At 42.5% G+C, this 16,699-nt stretch carries 15 protein-coding genes; 11 read left to right on the top strand and 4 right to left on the bottom strand.

Annotated elements, in window-relative coordinates; all coding sequences use genetic code 11:
• Nucleotides 1-384 precede the first annotated feature (384 nt).
• Nucleotides 385-2,604 (top strand): DNA topoisomerase IV subunit A, encoded by a 2,220-nt coding sequence (parC, locus tag AC4CU2_RS16035; protein WP_279691723.1) that lies wholly within the window; start codon nucleotides 385-387, stop codon nucleotides 2,602-2,604.
• Between the two features lie 148 nt (nucleotides 2,605-2,752).
• Nucleotides 2,753-4,432 carry an AMP-binding protein gene (locus AC4CU2_RS16030; RefSeq protein WP_490769098.1) on the top strand — a complete coding sequence of 560 codons (1,680 nt, stop codon included), beginning with the start codon at nucleotides 2,753-2,755 and terminating at the stop codon, nucleotides 4,430-4,432.
• Nucleotides 4,433-4,478: 46 nt separating this feature from the next.
• On the opposite strand, the gene AC4CU2_RS16025 is transcribed toward AC4CU2_RS16030, so the two are convergent.
• On the bottom strand, nucleotides 4,479-4,859 hold the full coding sequence (locus tag AC4CU2_RS16025) for a hypothetical protein (RefSeq protein WP_062033321.1): 381 nt from the start codon (nucleotides 4,857-4,859) through the stop codon (nucleotides 4,479-4,481).
• A gap of 107 nt (nucleotides 4,860-4,966) precedes the next feature.
• On the opposite strand from AC4CU2_RS16025, the gene AC4CU2_RS16020 reads away from it, so the two are divergent.
• A complete protein-coding gene (locus tag AC4CU2_RS16020; protein WP_005401007.1) occupies nucleotides 4,967-5,371 on the top strand; it encodes an MAPEG family protein in 405 nt (134 codons plus the stop codon).
• Nucleotides 5,372-5,488: 117 nt separating this feature from the next.
• Nucleotides 5,489-6,013, top strand: a complete 525-nt coding sequence (ppa, locus tag AC4CU2_RS16015) for an inorganic diphosphatase (protein ID WP_004692877.1) — start codon at nucleotides 5,489-5,491, stop codon at nucleotides 6,011-6,013.
• Between the two features lie 103 nt (nucleotides 6,014-6,116).
• On the opposite strand, the gene AC4CU2_RS16010 is transcribed toward ppa, so the two are convergent.
• The gene (locus AC4CU2_RS16010) at nucleotides 6,117-7,430 is read right to left on the bottom strand and encodes an OprD family outer membrane porin (protein ID WP_005401006.1); all 1,314 of its coding nucleotides are present in this window, start codon (nucleotides 7,428-7,430) and stop codon (nucleotides 6,117-6,119) included.
• A 459-nt stretch (nucleotides 7,431-7,889) separates the two neighbouring features.
• On the opposite strand from AC4CU2_RS16010, the gene AC4CU2_RS16005 reads away from it, so the two are divergent.
• Nucleotides 7,890-8,660 carry a TorF family putative porin gene (locus tag AC4CU2_RS16005; RefSeq protein ID WP_287166742.1) on the top strand — a complete coding sequence of 257 codons (771 nt, stop codon included), beginning with the start codon at nucleotides 7,890-7,892 and terminating at the stop codon, nucleotides 8,658-8,660.
• Between the two features lie 347 nt (nucleotides 8,661-9,007).
• On the top strand, nucleotides 9,008-9,748 hold the full coding sequence (locus AC4CU2_RS16000) for a TorF family putative porin (RefSeq protein ID WP_490769097.1): 741 nt from the start codon (nucleotides 9,008-9,010) through the stop codon (nucleotides 9,746-9,748).
• Between the two features lie 46 nt (nucleotides 9,749-9,794).
• Here the strand turns inward: AC4CU2_RS16000 and AC4CU2_RS15995 are convergent, their stop codons facing one another.
• Both AC4CU2_RS15995 and AC4CU2_RS15990 read right to left on the bottom strand, forming a co-directional pair.
• Nucleotides 9,795-11,285, bottom strand: coding sequence for a YifB family Mg chelatase-like AAA ATPase (locus AC4CU2_RS15995; RefSeq protein WP_490769096.1), 1,491 nt, complete (start codon nucleotides 11,283-11,285; stop codon nucleotides 9,795-9,797).
• A gap of 65 nt (nucleotides 11,286-11,350) precedes the next feature.
• Nucleotides 11,351-11,578 (bottom strand): accessory factor UbiK family protein, encoded by a 228-nt coding sequence (locus tag AC4CU2_RS15990; protein ID WP_004692854.1) that lies wholly within the window; start codon nucleotides 11,576-11,578, stop codon nucleotides 11,351-11,353.
• 274 nt (nucleotides 11,579-11,852) lie between these two features.
• Between AC4CU2_RS15990 and glnK the strand changes: the two genes are divergently transcribed.
• From glnK to AC4CU2_RS15965, 5 genes are all read left to right on the top strand, one after another.
• Nucleotides 11,853-12,191, top strand: coding sequence for a P-II family nitrogen regulator (gene glnK / locus AC4CU2_RS15985; protein WP_004281042.1), 339 nt, complete (start codon nucleotides 11,853-11,855; stop codon nucleotides 12,189-12,191).
• 59 nt (nucleotides 12,192-12,250) lie between these two features.
• Nucleotides 12,251-13,654, top strand: a complete 1,404-nt coding sequence (locus tag AC4CU2_RS15980; protein ID WP_010325684.1) for an ammonium transporter — start codon at nucleotides 12,251-12,253, stop codon at nucleotides 13,652-13,654.
• A gap of 151 nt (nucleotides 13,655-13,805) precedes the next feature.
• The gene (nrdR, locus tag AC4CU2_RS15975) at nucleotides 13,806-14,264 is read left to right on the top strand and encodes a transcriptional regulator NrdR (RefSeq protein WP_004692852.1); all 459 of its coding nucleotides are present in this window, start codon (nucleotides 13,806-13,808) and stop codon (nucleotides 14,262-14,264) included.
• 14 nt (nucleotides 14,265-14,278) lie between these two features.
• Nucleotides 14,279-15,382 carry a bifunctional diaminohydroxyphosphoribosylaminopyrimidine deaminase/5-amino-6-(5-phosphoribosylamino)uracil reductase RibD gene (ribD, locus tag AC4CU2_RS15970; protein ID WP_287166743.1) on the top strand — a complete coding sequence of 368 codons (1,104 nt, stop codon included), beginning with the start codon at nucleotides 14,279-14,281 and terminating at the stop codon, nucleotides 15,380-15,382.
• Nucleotides 15,379-16,677 carry a DNA adenine methylase gene (locus AC4CU2_RS15965; protein ID WP_004692850.1) on the top strand — a complete coding sequence of 433 codons (1,299 nt, stop codon included), beginning with the start codon at nucleotides 15,379-15,381 and terminating at the stop codon, nucleotides 16,675-16,677. Before ribD ends, AC4CU2_RS15965 begins: the two co-directional genes overlap by 4 nt.
• Nucleotides 16,678-16,699: the final 22 nt, after the last annotated feature.

The following is a 16,699-nucleotide window of genomic DNA, read 5'->3' as shown; positions in this document are numbered from 1 at the left end:
TTCTCAACGTTGCATTTTGATAAAAGTTAGCCCCGTGTATGATGAGGCTATTTAAAATAGCTGCGACTTGATTGATGTGATCTACCCAATTGGTTGTGTCGCATTTTGGGCGCGGATGCCCCGATTTTTTTGTCGATCGTATCGATCAAGTTGAGTGGGCTGAAGTTGCTTCATTATTTTCATTGACGAGCAGAGATGAACACAGGAACTGAACTTCAAAATAATTAGTTGCTCATTTTAAAAAAAATGGATAATTTTACGACACTAGGAACATCTAAAGACGCAATTTGTCGTAGTGGTGTACGCTTTCACTTGTATAGGCAGAGCCTGCGACATAGCATAAGAACTTAAACAAAAAACGATTAATTAGGATGACAGGTTGTTATGACGAACCTTGCGCATCAAGCGACAGAAAACCGTTCCGTAGCAGAATTTACTGAACAAGCATATCTCAACTACGCCATGTACGTGATCATGGATCGTGCCTTACCGCATATCAGCGATGGTTTAAAACCTGTACAACGCCGTATTGTGTATGCCATGAGTGAATTGGGGCTGAAACACAGCGGTAAACCCAAAAAATCTGCGCGTACCGTCGGCGATGTGCTCGGTAAGTATCACCCGCATGGTGATTCGGCCTGCTATGAAGCGATGGTGCTGATGGCGCAGCCTTTTAGTTATCGTTATCCGTTTATTGAAGGTCAAGGTAACTGGGGTTCTCCCGATGATCCGAAATCGTTCGCGGCAATGCGTTATACCGAAGCCAAATTATCTCAGTATAGTGAAGTGCTTTTGTCTGAACTGGGACAGGGGACTTGTGACTGGCAGGATAACTTTGATGGTTCGATGAAAGAGCCCGTGACTTTACCTGCACGTATTCCGAATATATTGTTAAATGGCACCACAGGCATTGCAGTTGGTATGGCTACGGACATTCCGCCACACAACCTGCGTGAAGTCGTGAAAGGCACTATTGCCTTAATTCGTAATCCAAATTTAAGCGATGAAAAAGTTGCAGAATATATTCCTGCACCCGATTTGCCGACCAAAGCAGAAATTATTACGCCACCTGAAGAGCTGTTAAAAATACAAAGCACAGGTCGGGGCAGTTACCGTATGCGTTCGGTGTATCGCATCGAAAAAAATGAAATCGTGATCACAGACTTGCCTTATCAAGTCTCAGGCTCGAAAGTTATTTCACAAATTGCGGATCAGATGCAGGCGAAAAAACTGCCTTTGGTGAGCGATGTACGAGATGAATCGGATCATCAAAACCCAACCCGTTTGGTGATTGTACTGCGCTCAAATCGGATTGATGCTGAAGCGGTGATGAGTCACCTTTTTGCCACCACCGATCTTGAGTCGAGTTATCGGGTCAATATGAACATGATTGGTGCGGATGGCCGTCCACAAGTGAAATCGATTCGTCGTATTTTGCTGGAGTGGATTGAAATTCGAAAGGAAACTGTTACCCGTCGTCTGCAATATCACCTGAATAAAATTGAAAAACGTTTACATATTTTGGGCGGTTTGATTATTGCCTATTTAAATATTGATGAAGTGATTCGTATTATTCGTGAAGAAGAACAGCCCAAAGCGGAGTTGATGTCACGTTTTAATATTGATGATATTCAGGCCGAAGCCATTTTAGAACTCAAGTTGCGTCATTTGGCCCGACTTGAAGAAATGGAAATGCGCCGTGAGCAAGAAGAGTTAGAGGCCAAAGCTGCACTGATTCGTGAACAGTTGGCTAATCCAGAGTCTTTAAAAGCTTTGATCATCAATGAACTCAAAGATGATGCGAAAAAATATGGCGATGACCGTCGTTCACCAATCGTGCATCGAGCAGAAGCGACGGCGATGAGTGAGCAAGATTTCATGCCTGCTGATCCTGTGACCGTGGTCTTGTCTGAAGCGGGGTGGATTCGCTCAGCCAAAGGTCATGAAGTTGATGCCGAAAACCTGAACTTCCGTGCAGGCGATCAATACCTCAGTCATGCACAAGGTAAATCGAATCAGCGCGTGTATGTATTGGATGAGTCAGGACGTAGTTATGCCCTAGCCATTAATAGCCTACCGTCCGCGCGTGGGCTGGGAGAACCGTTGAGTTCAAAATTGTCCCCAGCCAGTGGCGTTGGTTTTAAACAAGTCTTCATTGCTGATGATGAAGCCGAAGTCGTGGCGCTGAGCAGTAAAGGATATGGTTTTAAAACACAGGCAAAACAGTTAGATACCAATGCAAAAGCAGGGAAAGCCTTCCTGACTTTACCTGAAAAAGCCACAGTTATGCCGTTAACCAGTGTTGATCAAGCTACCCATTTGGCGTTACTGACCTCAACGGGTCGTTTGTTGATTTTAGAGTTGTCAGAGTTGCCTATTTTGAATAAAGGTAAAGGTAATAAATTGATACAACTTGAAGAGAAAGATCAAATTGTATTCATGACAAGATTAACGCTAGATGAAATACTGCAAGTCGTTGCAGGACAGCAGCAATTAAAATTGAAGGGTGATGACTTGCAAAAATACATAGGCAAAAGAGCATCAAAAGGGCAGTTATTACCACGTGGTTATCAAAAAGCAAATAAACTGTTAGTTCAGAGATAAAACTAGCATCCATTGATCAAAATACGTTATATATGGTATGTATGCGGGAAATGGATGCAGTATTAAGCAACAGAAGTTAAATAAAGAGCGCTTAATATTGAGAACAATAGTTGAAATTTAAGGATTACTGATAGGAGAATCGGGCGATATGGAAAAAATTTGGTTCGCAGAATACCAAAAAATGGGGATTCCAGAGACTGTAGAATTGCCACCAGAAAACACGTCATTAGTAGATGTTTTTGAACGAAATTTCCAAAAATTTGGCTCTCGTGATGCTTTTATCTTTATGGATAAAGTACTCACTTTTAGTGAGTTAGAAGAAGCAAGCCGTAAATTTGCAACGTATTTACAAAGTTTGGGTCTAGCAAAAGGCTCACGTGTCGCTGTGATGATGCCGAACGTTCTTCAGTATCCTATCGTTGCTTTGGGTGTATTCCGTGCAGGTTTAGTACTGGTTAACGTCAATCCACTGTATACCGCGCGTGAACTTGAACATCAGTTAAATGACTCGGGTTCAGAAGTTTTAGTGATCATCGAAAACTTTGCCTCTGTTTATCAAGCGATTAATGGTAAAACCCCAGTTAAACATGTTGTGATTGCCTCTGTAGGTGACATGTTGGGTGCATTAAAAGGCACACTGGTGAACTTTGTATTACGTTCAGTGCGTAAGCAAATTCCAGCATGGAATATTCCTGGCCATATTCGCTTTAATGCGGCAATGTCGAAAGTTAGTGCGAGTAACTATAAGCGCCCGAACTTAACGTTAAGTGACACAGCAGTGCTTCAGTACACTGGCGGCACTACAGGGGTATCAAAAGGTGCAGAACTGACGCATCGCAACCTTGTGGCGAACATGTTGCAGTGTGACGGTATTTTCCAAAGTAAATTTGGTGCACAAGATGGTCAACCTGATGACCGCATTTTCTGTGCCTTACCGCTATATCATATTTTTGCGTTCATGGTGTGTGCGATGTACGGCATGTACAAAGGCCAAGCCAACGTTTTGATTCCAAACCCGCGTGATTTACCTGCGGTGATGAAAGAATTACGTAAATATCAACCGTCATTCTTCCCAGCAGTGAATACACTATTCAATGCTTTAGTGAACAATGAAGAGTTTAAGCAACTCGACCACAGCAAATTGAAAATGGCGATGGGCGGTGGTATGGCTGTGCTTCCTTCTACAGCAGAAGCGTGGAAGCGAATTACTGGAACCAACATCATTGAAGGTTACGGCCTATCTGAAACTTCACCTGTGGCAACGGCAAATCCGCCAGCGTCAGAAGAATTTAGCGGCACAATTGGTATTCCATTGCCATTAACTGAAGTTGCAATTTTGGATGATGACGGCAAGGAAGTTGCACTGGGTGAACAAGGTGAGATTTCAATCCGTGGCCCACAAGTAATGCGTGGCTATTGGAACCGTGCAGATGAAACAGCTAAAGTGATGACTGAAGATGGTTTCTTCCGTACGGGTGACATTGGTGTCATGGACCCTCGCGGCTATGTGAAAATTGTAGACCGTAAGAAAGACATGATTTTGGTGTCAGGATTTAACGTTTACCCTTCAGAAATTGAAGAAGTGGTTTCAAAGCATCCTAAAGTATTGGAAGTCGCTGCCATTGGTGTACCTGATGAAAAATCAGGTGAAGTACCAAAACTGTTTGTGGTGAAGAAAGATCCATCTTTAACTACAGAAGAAGTCTTGGCCTTTGCGAAAGAGAACTTAACGGGTTACAAACGTCCGCGTTATGTTGAATTCTTGGATGAGTTACCGAAATCAAACGTAGGTAAAATCCTACGTAAAGATTTACGTAAAACAGCTTAAGTTCAAATAAAAAAAGCGCCGTCAGGCGCTTTTTTTATGTTCACATTTAATTTTTCATTAACCAGCGGTCAATATAGGGACGGCCAATGCCCAAGATGCCAACAAAGGTCAGCATCGTCCCGCACTGACGACTAAAGGCTGGGAAAGCAAAACTACCAAAGCTCAGTATATTATCGATCAGGCAATAGACGGTCACCGCAAGCAACCAAGACCATAGGTTCTGACGTTTAATTCCCACCATCCAAAATGCAATGATCAGCATGACCAGTGTGCCAAGGGTCGAACCAATATTCATATTGGCACAAATGACCGCCAATAAAAAAGCCGTAACGGGAAGCACAATCTTTAAAACACGATCCACTTGGCGTTGATGTTGGCGCTGAATTTCGAGCACGTCGAACATTTCTTTTTGATCAGGGCTAGCCATGCAGGAGTCTCATCGGGAAATTATAAAAACACTATAATTTAACCAAATTTATCCTCGGAATGCCATGCTATGATAGCCGTCGAAATGATCTTGATGAGAAAAAACCAATGCAAAGCATTAGCGGGATTATTTATCTCATTTTAATTGCTTGTTTACTGCCTTACGTATTTACAATCATTGCTAAAAAAACAGCAGGATTTCGCGCCAAAGATAATCAACATCCGCGTGAATTTCTCGCCAAAACGACTGGTCTGGCTGCACGTGCCAATGCGGCACAGCAAAATAGTTTTGAGAGTTTACCGTTATTTATTGCCGCCATCTTAATGGCTGAATATATGGTGATTCCGCAAGTGGTCACTATGACCTTTGGTATTGCCTATCTTGTCTTTCGTGTGGTGTATGGCATTTGTTATTTGGCTAACTGGTCGACGCTTCGATCGATCGTTTGGCTGTTGTCACTGCTTTGCCCAATTTGTTTATTATTGTTGGTCATTCGACTGACAATGGGCTAAGTGCGAAACATACATATTTTCACCCAGTGGATGTATAATCGCAGAAATATTTTTTTCTCAAAAACCGTTATAATCGATGCGGTTTTTAAAAGATTTAACTTGTTAAAGAGTGATGTTATGAGCTACAGCAATATCCCTGCGGGTAAAGATGCACCGAACGATATCTACGTGATCATCGAAATTCCTGCAAATGCAGCACCAATCAAATATGAAATTGATAAAGATTCGGATGCGCTTTTTGTAGATCGTTTCATGGGTACAGCAATGTTCTACCCAGCGAACTATGGTTATGTACCAAACACCTTGTCTGAAGATGGTGACCCATTAGATGTACTTGTTGTAACGCCGCATCCAGTTGAACCAGGCTCAGTAATTCGTTGCCGTCCTGTGGGTAAATTGAACATGGAAGATGACGGTGGTATCGATGCGAAATTAATCGCAGTTCCACACGACAAGTTAACGCCAATTTATAAAGACGTGAAAGAATATACCGATCTTCCACCTTTACTGATTCAACAAGTTGAACACTTCTTCGCGCACTATAAAGACTTAGAGCCAGGGAAGTGGGTTAAATTAACAGGTTGGGAAGGTTCTGAAGTTGCTAAGCAAGAAGTGCTTAAAGCAATCGAAGCAGCAAAATAATTCTGTCTATGAAGCCTCGATTGAACTGTGTTTGATTGTAGGCTTCAATAAAAAAACCTGCACAATGTGCAGGTTTTTTATTAGATTAGCTTTTCCATAGAAATTAGAAGAATTTCACAGGAATGTCTAACCAAACACGCCATTCGTTGGTGTCACCAATGTATGCATTTGTTTGATATTCATCACTTGCACGGTAGTACGAATGACGTAAACGTAAGCTTGCATCTTTAGCAAAACCAGATTGAACTGTATATTTCACTTGGTTAAAGAATTCATGCTCTTGCGCATCATTCGTCATATCTTTGACTTTGATATCCCAACCGTATACAAATGCAGTTGTCCAGTTTAGACCTGGTAATATACCTAATTTACCAAAATCAAGACTGTACTGGATTTGGGCAGATTTTTCATCGTTACCAATAAAGTCAGAAAGGTATGAGTTTGGAAGGTATATACTTTGGAAGCCATCAGCATTTTGACCATAGTCATAACCAACATTACCACTGTTTTGTTGGTATGCAACCATGATGTTATGTGCGCCAGTATTATAAGCTGTAGAAAGAGCCCAAATATCATTCTTACGATCTGATAAGTTATCAGTGGTTTGTGAATAAGTATTTGCTGCTTCATCAAACTTAGTATGATAAGCACTTAAATCGTAAGTTAATGAACTGTCATTCGCTAAAGGCTGTTTAAAGTTCACATTTACATAATGACGTTCAAGAGCATTTTTGCTGTCTAAGCCATAATAAGATGCATTTAAATTGTCATCAAATTTGTACTTAGCTCCCCAAACAATTGCACGATCAAGACCATTGCCATTGACGTCAGCATCGGTTTTGATTTGATCAGACATTTGGTTCTTAGTAAATTTACCAGCAACAATTTCAAGATTCTTGATTTCGTGGCTAGTTAATAAAGTACCTGTAAAATATTCAGGAACCATACGTCCAGTATTACTTGCAAGAACAGGTAAATCGAGTACTTGAGTACCATAACGCACTTCAGTATTTGAAATACGCGCTTTGACGATACCGCCACCACGAGCCCAGTGGTCATAAGCATCAACATGGCCATTTGAATCTTTTGCACCATTGTTGTGCAATGGAATCATTTGGTTGCCAGCATGGTTATTTTCGCCTAATTTGAACGAACCATCACCAACTACGCCTAAACCAAACCCAACGATACCTTTGGTATAACCAGACTCAATTTTAACTATTGCGCTTTGAGCTGCTGAACTTGTATCAGCTACACCATTTTTCTTGTCACGACTTAAATAACCAGTACGAAATAACACTGATCCTTCAGCGTCCTCAACGAAACCTTTAGATTCACTTTGCTCACTCGCAAAAGCTGTTGATATAAGTGCAGTTTGTACTAAAACTGCTAATGCTAATTTTTTTGTGTTTTGCATTGGGGAGCGAACCTTATACAAATTGGATGGAAAGAGAACAGCAATTGTATAAGTAATCGCTGAAAAATTGTCATTTTTATTTAACATATTCAACTAAAGTAATGCATTTTTTTGTAAGCGATATGTTTGAAATATTTTAATTTTAGTTAAAATATTCAGTTTACTAAAATAAATCTTTATAAAACATCGAATTATTTTTCTCTTCTTAATTCTGTTTTTTGCTATGTATCGCAGAATATAATATATAGACTGTTAGGTCATTTTAGCTTATGAATCAAAGTGTTCAGTCATTTCTAGTCGTCTGGAATCGGTTCAGAATAACCCATACCCAGATTGGCAAATGATGAATTACACAGCAGTTGCCTAGATAAAATGGACCCATTGTTAAAAAATAGCTTTAAAATTTATAGGTATGGAATCAGTAAATGATTCATGTCTAAAGAGATTTTGAGAGCTTAAATGCATAAAAATTCACATAAAATTGCACTATTTTTAATTTTTTCCACTGGCAGTATGTTGGTCAACGCAAGTGAGCCACAGCAACAAAGTTCAGAAGGTGGACTCAGTGGAAGCCTTGCTGTGCTCAGTCAGTATATTTATCGTGGGGGTATTGAAAATGATCAGCCGACCCTACAAGCAGGGCTTGAATATGAACATGCATCTGGTCTATATGCTGGTTATTGGGCTTCAACACTGAATTATGATGCAGCGGATATCAGTAAAGATCACGGTGTTGAGCATGATTTTTATATGGGGTATGCAGGCACACTCAGCCCAGATTTAAGCTACCGCTCACATATTGTGACTTATTTATATAATGATGGCGGCTCGGTCTATAGTGAAGATCGCACAGAACGCCGAAGTACGACTGGAGCGGAGTTTGTAAATAGTCTGAGCTATAAAGACTTTGATGTAGGCGTCACGGTGGCTTTAGCCGATGTAAGCTATGCCAATGCAGGCGATACCTATTTAAGCCTTGCACATCATTATGCACTTCCACAAAACTTTCAACTCAATAGTTCAATTGGTGCATCGATTTATCGTCAGCATGATGATGCCATACTCACTACAGAGAAGAACTTTACTGTTAATGAAGTTCGCTTAGGCCTGAGTAGACCCTTTGCAGAGACAGGGATCGAGATGTCTGCGGATTATATTTATGGTGTACATAATCGTATGGGAGAGGATTTAGAGGACCATCTGGTGCTGGGTTTAACTTACAACTTCTAAATGTTACAAATATGAAGAGTGCATCCTGATCGGTTGGAGATGCACTTTTTTTATGCACTTAAAAACGTACGTTCCAAAGATGAGTCTCAAAATAGCGCATATTGTAAACAATTATGTTTGCTTGATCAGCTTGGCTTCAATTCACCGCGAAGATATTTTACGATCAAGTTGAGTGCGAGTTAATTTTTTTATATTTCATATAAATTGAATAAAAACAAATTCTTAATATGACTTTTTGAAAAACGGGTCTGGTTTTGAATTGAATGTGGCATAGCTATTGCTACTACCTACATGAGTTTATCGAAATAACCAAAAATACGTCGTAGCACGATGTGGGGGAATCCATAATGAAATTTGCATTTAAAGCTTTATCTCTTGCTGTACTAGGCGCAGCTTCAACGTTCACATTCGCTGAAGCGCCAGCTTCGGAACATACGGTATCTGGAAATATCAGCGTACTTTCAAGCTATAACTTACGTGGTATTACGAGTGCACCTGAAAATAAGGGTGCAACGCTTCAAGGTGGTTTAGATTATAACCATGCGTCTGGCTTCTATGCAGGTTGGTGGGGTTCTACACTAGATTATAGCGATTATGGTTTTGAAAATAATGGATCTGAATTCGAAAATGACTTTTATGCAGGTTATAACGGTTCTATTAATGATGACTTAGGTTATACCGTCGGTTTAACCTATTACTACTATTATGATGTTGGTAATTCAGATTCGAATGGTTTTGAAACAAACCTTGGTCTGACTTATAAAGATTTTGGTGTAACCGCACAGACACTTTTAGAAGATACCGCTTGGGGCAATGCAGGTGATACCTATTTAAAAGCTACTTATAGCTATGCTTTACCACAAGATTTCAGCTTGGATACAGCTTTAGGCTTATATGCTTATGAAAAATCAGGTGATATTGAAGGAACTACAGAAAGTTTTGGTTTTCGTCATTTTGACATCGGTTTAAGCAAGCCACTTGGTGACACAGGTGTAACTGCAAGCATGAATTATATCTTGGGTGGTTATGACCGTTTTGATGAAAAACAAAAGAATAAAGTCGTATTCGGACTCGGTTATAGCTTCTAATTCTCTTTAGATAAAAAGGCGACATTGTGTCGCCTTTTTTAATGACCTAAATCTGCTGCTGCCCGCGATAAGACAGGGCTTCCGAAAGATGCTGACTTTGAATATCTGGACTTTGATTCAAATCGGCAATGGTGCGTGCGACACGCAAGACCCGATGATAGCCACGTGCGGATAAATTCAGTTTTTGCTGAGCCATTTCAAGCATATTCTGAGCAGACTGATCTAATGCGGCATATTGCTCTAGCTGTTTTGGACTCAGACTCATATTCAAGGTATTTTGCCGTTGCATCTGAATTTCATAGGCTGCAATGACGCGCTCACGTACAGTTGCCGAGTCTTCTACGACTTGTGTGTCCTGCAATTCGGAAGCATGCAAGGGTGGTACATCAATATGTAAATCAATCCGATCTAGTAACGGCCCTGAAATACGGTTTTGGTAGCGCTTAATCGCCTCGGCTGAGCACTGGCAACGGCTATCTTGATTAAAAGCATAACCACAGGGACACGGATTCATTGCAGCAATCAGTTGGAAATTGGCTGGAAAGGTGATCTGCCGTGAAGCACGCGAAATCACAATCTCTTTGGCTTCAATCGGCTGTCTTAAAACCTCTAAAACCTTGCGGTCAAACTCTGGTAGTTCATCTAAAAACAGCACGCCTTTATGTGCCAAAGTAATTTCACCGGGTTTGGGTTGTGACCCGCCACCGACTAGGGCAACTGCAGAAGCTGTATGGTGCGGTGCACGAAATGGCCGCTGTCCAAAAGGATGTTGATGATTGGCCACCGAGTAAATACTCGCCACTTCCAAATTCTCTTGCGTGTTCAAGGGCGGTAAAATACTGGCTAAACGTGAAGCCAATAGGGTTTTCCCTGTCCCTGGCGGTCCTTTAAATAGCAAAGAATGACCACCTGCCGCCGCAATCTCTAAGGCACGTCTCGGACGTAGTTGACCTTTAACATCGGCCAAATCAAATTTGTAGTGCTGTGAGGCTTTTAGCGCCGTGGGTTGAAACTGTTGGATGAGATGGTTTTGCGACAGATGCTCACAGACTTGTTTTAAATGTTGCGCTGCAAACACTTGAAAGTTGGGCAGTTGAGAGGCTTCTTGCGCATTGGCCTCAGGTAAAATCAGTTGATGCCTAGCTTGCTGGCAGGCAATCGCAATACTTAAAGTACCTGAAATTGGTCGCAGTTGCCCATCAAGTGCCAACTCACCTATAAATTCAAAATTTTCAGTTCCTTGCTCAGGGAGCTGACCAGAGGCAATTAAAATACCCAGTGCAATAGGCAAATCCAACCGTGAACTGTCTTTGGGCAGGTCTGCGGGTGCAAGGTTGATGGTGAGACGTTTGGTCGGAAACTGAAAGCCACTATTGATAATGGCGGAGCGCACCCGATCTTTGCTTTCCCGAACGGCTGCTTCAGGAAGCCCCACAATGGTTAAAGAGGGTAGTCCTTGGCTCAGATGAACTTCAACTTCAACCGAAGGTGCGTGTAAACCGAGCAAAGCTCGAGTGTAAATTTTGGCAAAAGACATCTTTTGTTCCATTATAGTGCATTATTTTAATTCGTTATGCGTCTTTTGTTGCACCAAACAGGTGCTCATTTTTTGTTCTGGATGCGTAACTCTAAAGCTTCTACTTGTTTCAATAAATCATTTAAACGCAAATTGGCATTATTCAGTGCAGTACGTTGACGTTCAATTTCATCTTTGGAAACCAAATCCATCTTGGTGACTGCTTCATTCAGCAGTGCGCGTAAATTATGTTCTAAGTCTTGTTTAGGTTGTTCGACTTGTTCCAGTATGGCTTGTAATAAAGTTTCGATCATTTCTATATCCAACAGTTGGAGAAGTGACAGCAGTGTACCATTGCTGCTTCTGACTCTATAGCCTTTCAGATGAAATATGATTTCATCGATTGTAAAAAAATCATAAATCTTCGACTAAAAAACCTGAATTTTGAAGCTCAAAACGCATTTAAATGTATAGAATAGGGTATAAAGAAAACTCATGTCAGACTTTCTTTCCCCCCAACCTAAGAATTTTTGGCATGAAATTTGAACATAAAACCTTACTGGTGAAATAAGCCGAAGGAAAACAAACATGAAGCTCGTAACTGCAATTGTAAAACCGTTTAAATTGGATGATGTGCGTGAAGCACTGTCTGAAATTGGTGTTCAAGGGATCACGGTAACTGAAGTCAAAGGCTTTGGTCGTCAAAAAGGTCATACTGAACTTTATCGAGGCGCTGAATATGTTGTTGATTTCTTACCAAAAGTAAAAATCGAAATCGCGATCAGTGATGAAATGGTCGACGCGGTGATTGAGTCAATCACACGTGTGGCTAGTACAGGAAAAATTGGCGACGGTAAAATTTTCGTCACAAATTTAGAGCAAGTCATCCGTATCCGTACAGGTGAAACAGGTGCCGATGCCGTTTAATTTGGCATGAAGTTTGCTGAGTAACACATAACTCGCACAAATTAGGTTGGGGGATACGAATGAAAAAGATGCTATTCGCGCTGAGCTTATCTGGCGCACTTTTAGGTGGTTCTGTTGCTTGGGCTGAAGAAGCAGCAACAGCGCCAACTCCATCAGAACAAGTCACAGTGGTTGAAACAACGGATGTGGCTGCTCCAGCGGTACAAGCGGTTGAAGCCGTTGCTGCTCCAGTAGAAGCACCCGCACCTGCAGAAGAAGAACCAACATTAGATACAGGTGATACGGCGTGGATTTTAGTCTCCACAGCACTGGTTTTATTAATGACCATTCCAGGTTTAGCGTTATTCTACGGCGGTATGGTTCGTAAGAAAAATGTCTTAAGCACCATGGCACATAGCTTTGTTGCTGCGGCAGTGGTGAGTATTGCATGGGTCATCATTGGTTATACATTGGCCTTTGGTGAGGGCAATGCCTTTATCGGTGGCTTAGATAAGTTTATGCTGACTGGGATTACCACAGATGCACTCACAGGGACGATTCCTGAAGTTCTATTCGTTATTTTCCAAATGACCTTTGCCATCATTACGGTTGCCATTATTAGTGGTTCAATTGCAGAACGGATGAAATTCGGCGCATTTATCGCTTTCATCTCGATTTGGGTAGTCGTGGTTTATGCACCAATTACTCACTGGGTATGGGGCGGTGGCTGGTTAGCAAATGATGGTGCACTCGACTTTGCTGGCGGTACCGTTGTACACATCAACTCAGGTGTGGCAGGTTTGGTTGCTGCATATATGCTGGGCAAACGTATGGGCTTAGGCCGTGAATCAATGGCTCCACACAACTTGGCATTAACCGTTGTGGGTGCAAGCTTACTGTGGGTTGGTTGGTTTGGTTTCAACGGTGGTTCTGCATTGGGCGCAAACGGCTCAGCAGGTTATGCATTGCTCGTGACGCAAGTAGCAGCAGCAGCAGCGGCAATCTCTTGGTTAATTACTGAAAAAGTTGCACGTGGTAAAGGTTCAGTACTCGGTGCTGCATCTGGTGCGGTTGCTGGTCTGGTAGTGATTACACCAGCAGCAGGCTTTGTGACTGTCGGCGGTGCACTGGCGATGGGTTTAATCGGTGGTGTGGTGTGCTTCTGGGGTATCAGTGCATTGAAACGTGCCTTAAAAGCCGACGACTCTTTAGATGCGTTTGGTTTACATGGTGTGGGTGGTATTGTCGGTGCAATCTTAACGGCATTCTTTGCCAGCGATTTCATCATGGGCGACAAAGCGCCAAGTGATGTGATGCATCAACTTTGGGTTCAAGTTGAAGGGGTATTGGCAACGATCGCATACTCAGCAGTATTAACCTTCATTATCTTAAAAGTGATTGATCTAGTGATTGGAATTCGCGTTGAATCTGATGATGAACGTATGGGTCTAGACTTGAGTCAACATGGCGAACGTGTGGACTAATCAATAGAATAATAAATAAACAGTATAATCAATATATTGTGTGAAACAGCCCGAAAGGGCTGTTTTTTTTCTATATCTAGCGTAAAGCTCTACAAAACACCGAATTTTTGCTACACTCTAAAACCATTCAAATTTGTTCAATTTAACCACTATGCATTGTCCATTTTGCAACGCTGAAGACAGTAAAGTGATCGACTCACGTTTGGCCGCTGAAGGTTGTCAAATTCGTCGTCGTCGTGAATGTATTAGTTGTGGTGAACGATTCACAACCTTTGAAAGTTATGAAGTGGTCATGCCTCGTGTGATCAAGTCGGATGGAAAAAGTGAACCTTTTGATGAAGCAAAATTGCGTCGTTCCTTGATGCATGCTTTACAAAAACGTCCCGTGACGCAAGAGCAAATTGAAACTGTCTTGAGCGATATTCAGCTGCAAATCCGCCGTTTAGGTGAGCGTGATGTGAAATCACGCACCATTGGTGAAATTGTTATGCAATCTTTATTTTCGTTGGATCATGTTGCGTATGTACGTTTTGCATCGGTCTATCAAGACTTTCAGGATGTGGATGCCTTTCGCCACCAAATTGAACAAATGCAACAACGTGAACATTAAGCGAGTTGGCATCCATGTCTGAATTACAGTCTAGTGCTTTACACGCCGACCAAGCTTGGATGAAACAAGCGATTGCTTTAGCACTACAAGGTCAATACAGCACCAAGCCAAATCCAAATGTAGGCTGTGTCATTGTCAAAGATGGGCAGTTGCTAGGGACGGGTTATCACCCTAAAGCGGGTCAGCCCCATGCAGAAGTTTTTGCGATGCGCGAAGCGGGCGAACAGACCCAAGGCGCAACGGCTTATGTCACTTTAGAACCTTGTGCGCATTATGGGCGTACACCGCCGTGTGCCAAAGGTTTGGTCGAGGCAGGTGTGGCACGTGTTGTGATTGCCTGTCCAGACCCCAACCCCTTGGTGGCTGGTAAAGGGGTACAAATTTTAAAAGAAGCAGGCATTGAGGTCGATGTTGGTATTTGCCAAGCCGAAGCGCATCAGTTGAATGCGGGCTTTTTAAAAGCCATGGCTACAGGTATGCCTTATGTGCGTTTAAAAGTTGCTTCTAGTTTAGATGGTCGAACGGCGATGGCTTCGGGTGAGTCAAAATGGATTACAGGCTCAGACGCACGTTTAGATGTTCAGCATTTTCGTGCCATTTCTGGCGTCGTGATCACTGGGATTGAAACTATACTGGCCGATGATCCTCAGCTCAATGTCAGACAGCTTCAGCGTGTTACGGATCTGACAACAGTTGTACAACCAAAACGTCTGGTGTTAGACCGTCAAGGCCGATTGCCTCTGACGGCTCAAATTTTACAGCAGCCTGACACCGTGATGGTGATGGGGCCTTATCGTCAAGCATTGGCTGATTTAGGCGTGCTACAGTTTGCTGTACAGTCTTTAGATCAGTTATTAAAGCAGTTGGTTCAATCGCATCAAATTTACGATGTCATGGTTGAAGCAGGTGCAACGTTATCGACGGCTTTTTTACAAGAGAAGTTGGTCGATGAAATGATTAGTTATGTAGCACCGACCTTATTGGGTCAGTCTGCACGTGCAATGTTCAATGCTGAGTTTTCTCAGATGGCAGAGCAACTCCGCTTTAAGCTCATGGATGTCACACAATTGGGTGATGATGTGCGCTTAACGCTTATCCCTTCTCAAGAGTCATTATGAGTTCAGAGTCTACGGTTTATCATAAACGTCGTCACGCGGCACGTACCACCGATGAATATCTATTTCATCAACTTGTTCCTTATTTGGGGAATAAGCGCCGTCTGTTGCATCTGATTTTAGAGGCACTCGAGAGTACAGGGACTTTAAACCGTGCAGATGGTCGTGCGCCTATTTTTGCTGACTTCTTTGCAGGTTCGGGCGTGGTCTCGCGTTTGGCGCGTCAAAATGGTTATCGCGTGATTGCCAATGACTGGGAACCGTATAGCCATGCGTTGAACCATGCCATCTTGGCTTGTACCGAAGCGCCTGCATTTAAAGAGTTGGGTGGTTATCAAAAAGCCATTGATTATTTAAACCGCTTGCCTGAAGTTAAGGGCTGGGTGACACATAATTTGTGTCCGCGAAATGATGAGATCTATGATCCAAGCCGAGATCGTTTGTTCTTCAAACGTCGCAACGGCATGCGTATCGATGCGATTCGTCAGCAAATTGCCACATGGCAGGCACAAGGGGCAATCGATGATGTGGAGATGTCTGCTTTATTGGCACCGCTGCTGTATTCAGCCAGTTTTGTCAGCAATACTTCCGGCGTCTTTAAGAGCTTCCACCACGGCTGGGGGGGTAAAACCCAAACAGCGTTAGAACGGATTGAATCCTTGCTGTGGTTGACCCCAAGTCGCTTTAGTGAAGTGGGTGATAATAAGCAAAAGAACCCGATGGCTGAAATGTGGTGTGTCGATGCGCAGCATTTGGCAAACCAAATGAGTAGTTTTGAGGTCGATGTAGCCTATCTAGATCCACCCTATAACCAGCATGCTTACAGTAGTAATTATCATGTCTTAAATGCTTTAACCTTATGGGATCAGGTGGATTTGCCGACACCAGACACCAAAGGTTTTAAAAGCGGAATTGACCGTGCGTGGCGTAAAGAGCGTCCGAGTCCTTATAACTCGTCAAAGTATGCCAAAGAGGCATATGAAAAATTACTTTCTACCATCAATGCACGTTACATTCTGACCAGTTATTCAACCGATGGTAATATTGAAGCAGGGGACTTGCTCAAAGCCAATTTGGAGCGAGGTCGCGTGACTTTATTAACGCAGGATGTACCGCGTTATCGCGTGAGTAAACAGCGTCAGTCTGAGCGTGCGCGTGTGTTAGAGTTTATTGTGATCACCGATACCCATGCCAAGTCAGGTCCGCCAATTCGTCAGCTACTGGGGCAGTTGTACCATTATGCCGAATTGGGTGGAGTCGATACATCTGGGGTCACGACACAGTTGGCGCTGTGGTAAAAATATAGAGGTAGAAATAAGA

Source organism: Acinetobacter sp. 797_lipA (assembly GCF_058243025.1).
This window is presented reverse-complemented; position numbering and strand designations above follow the sequence as displayed.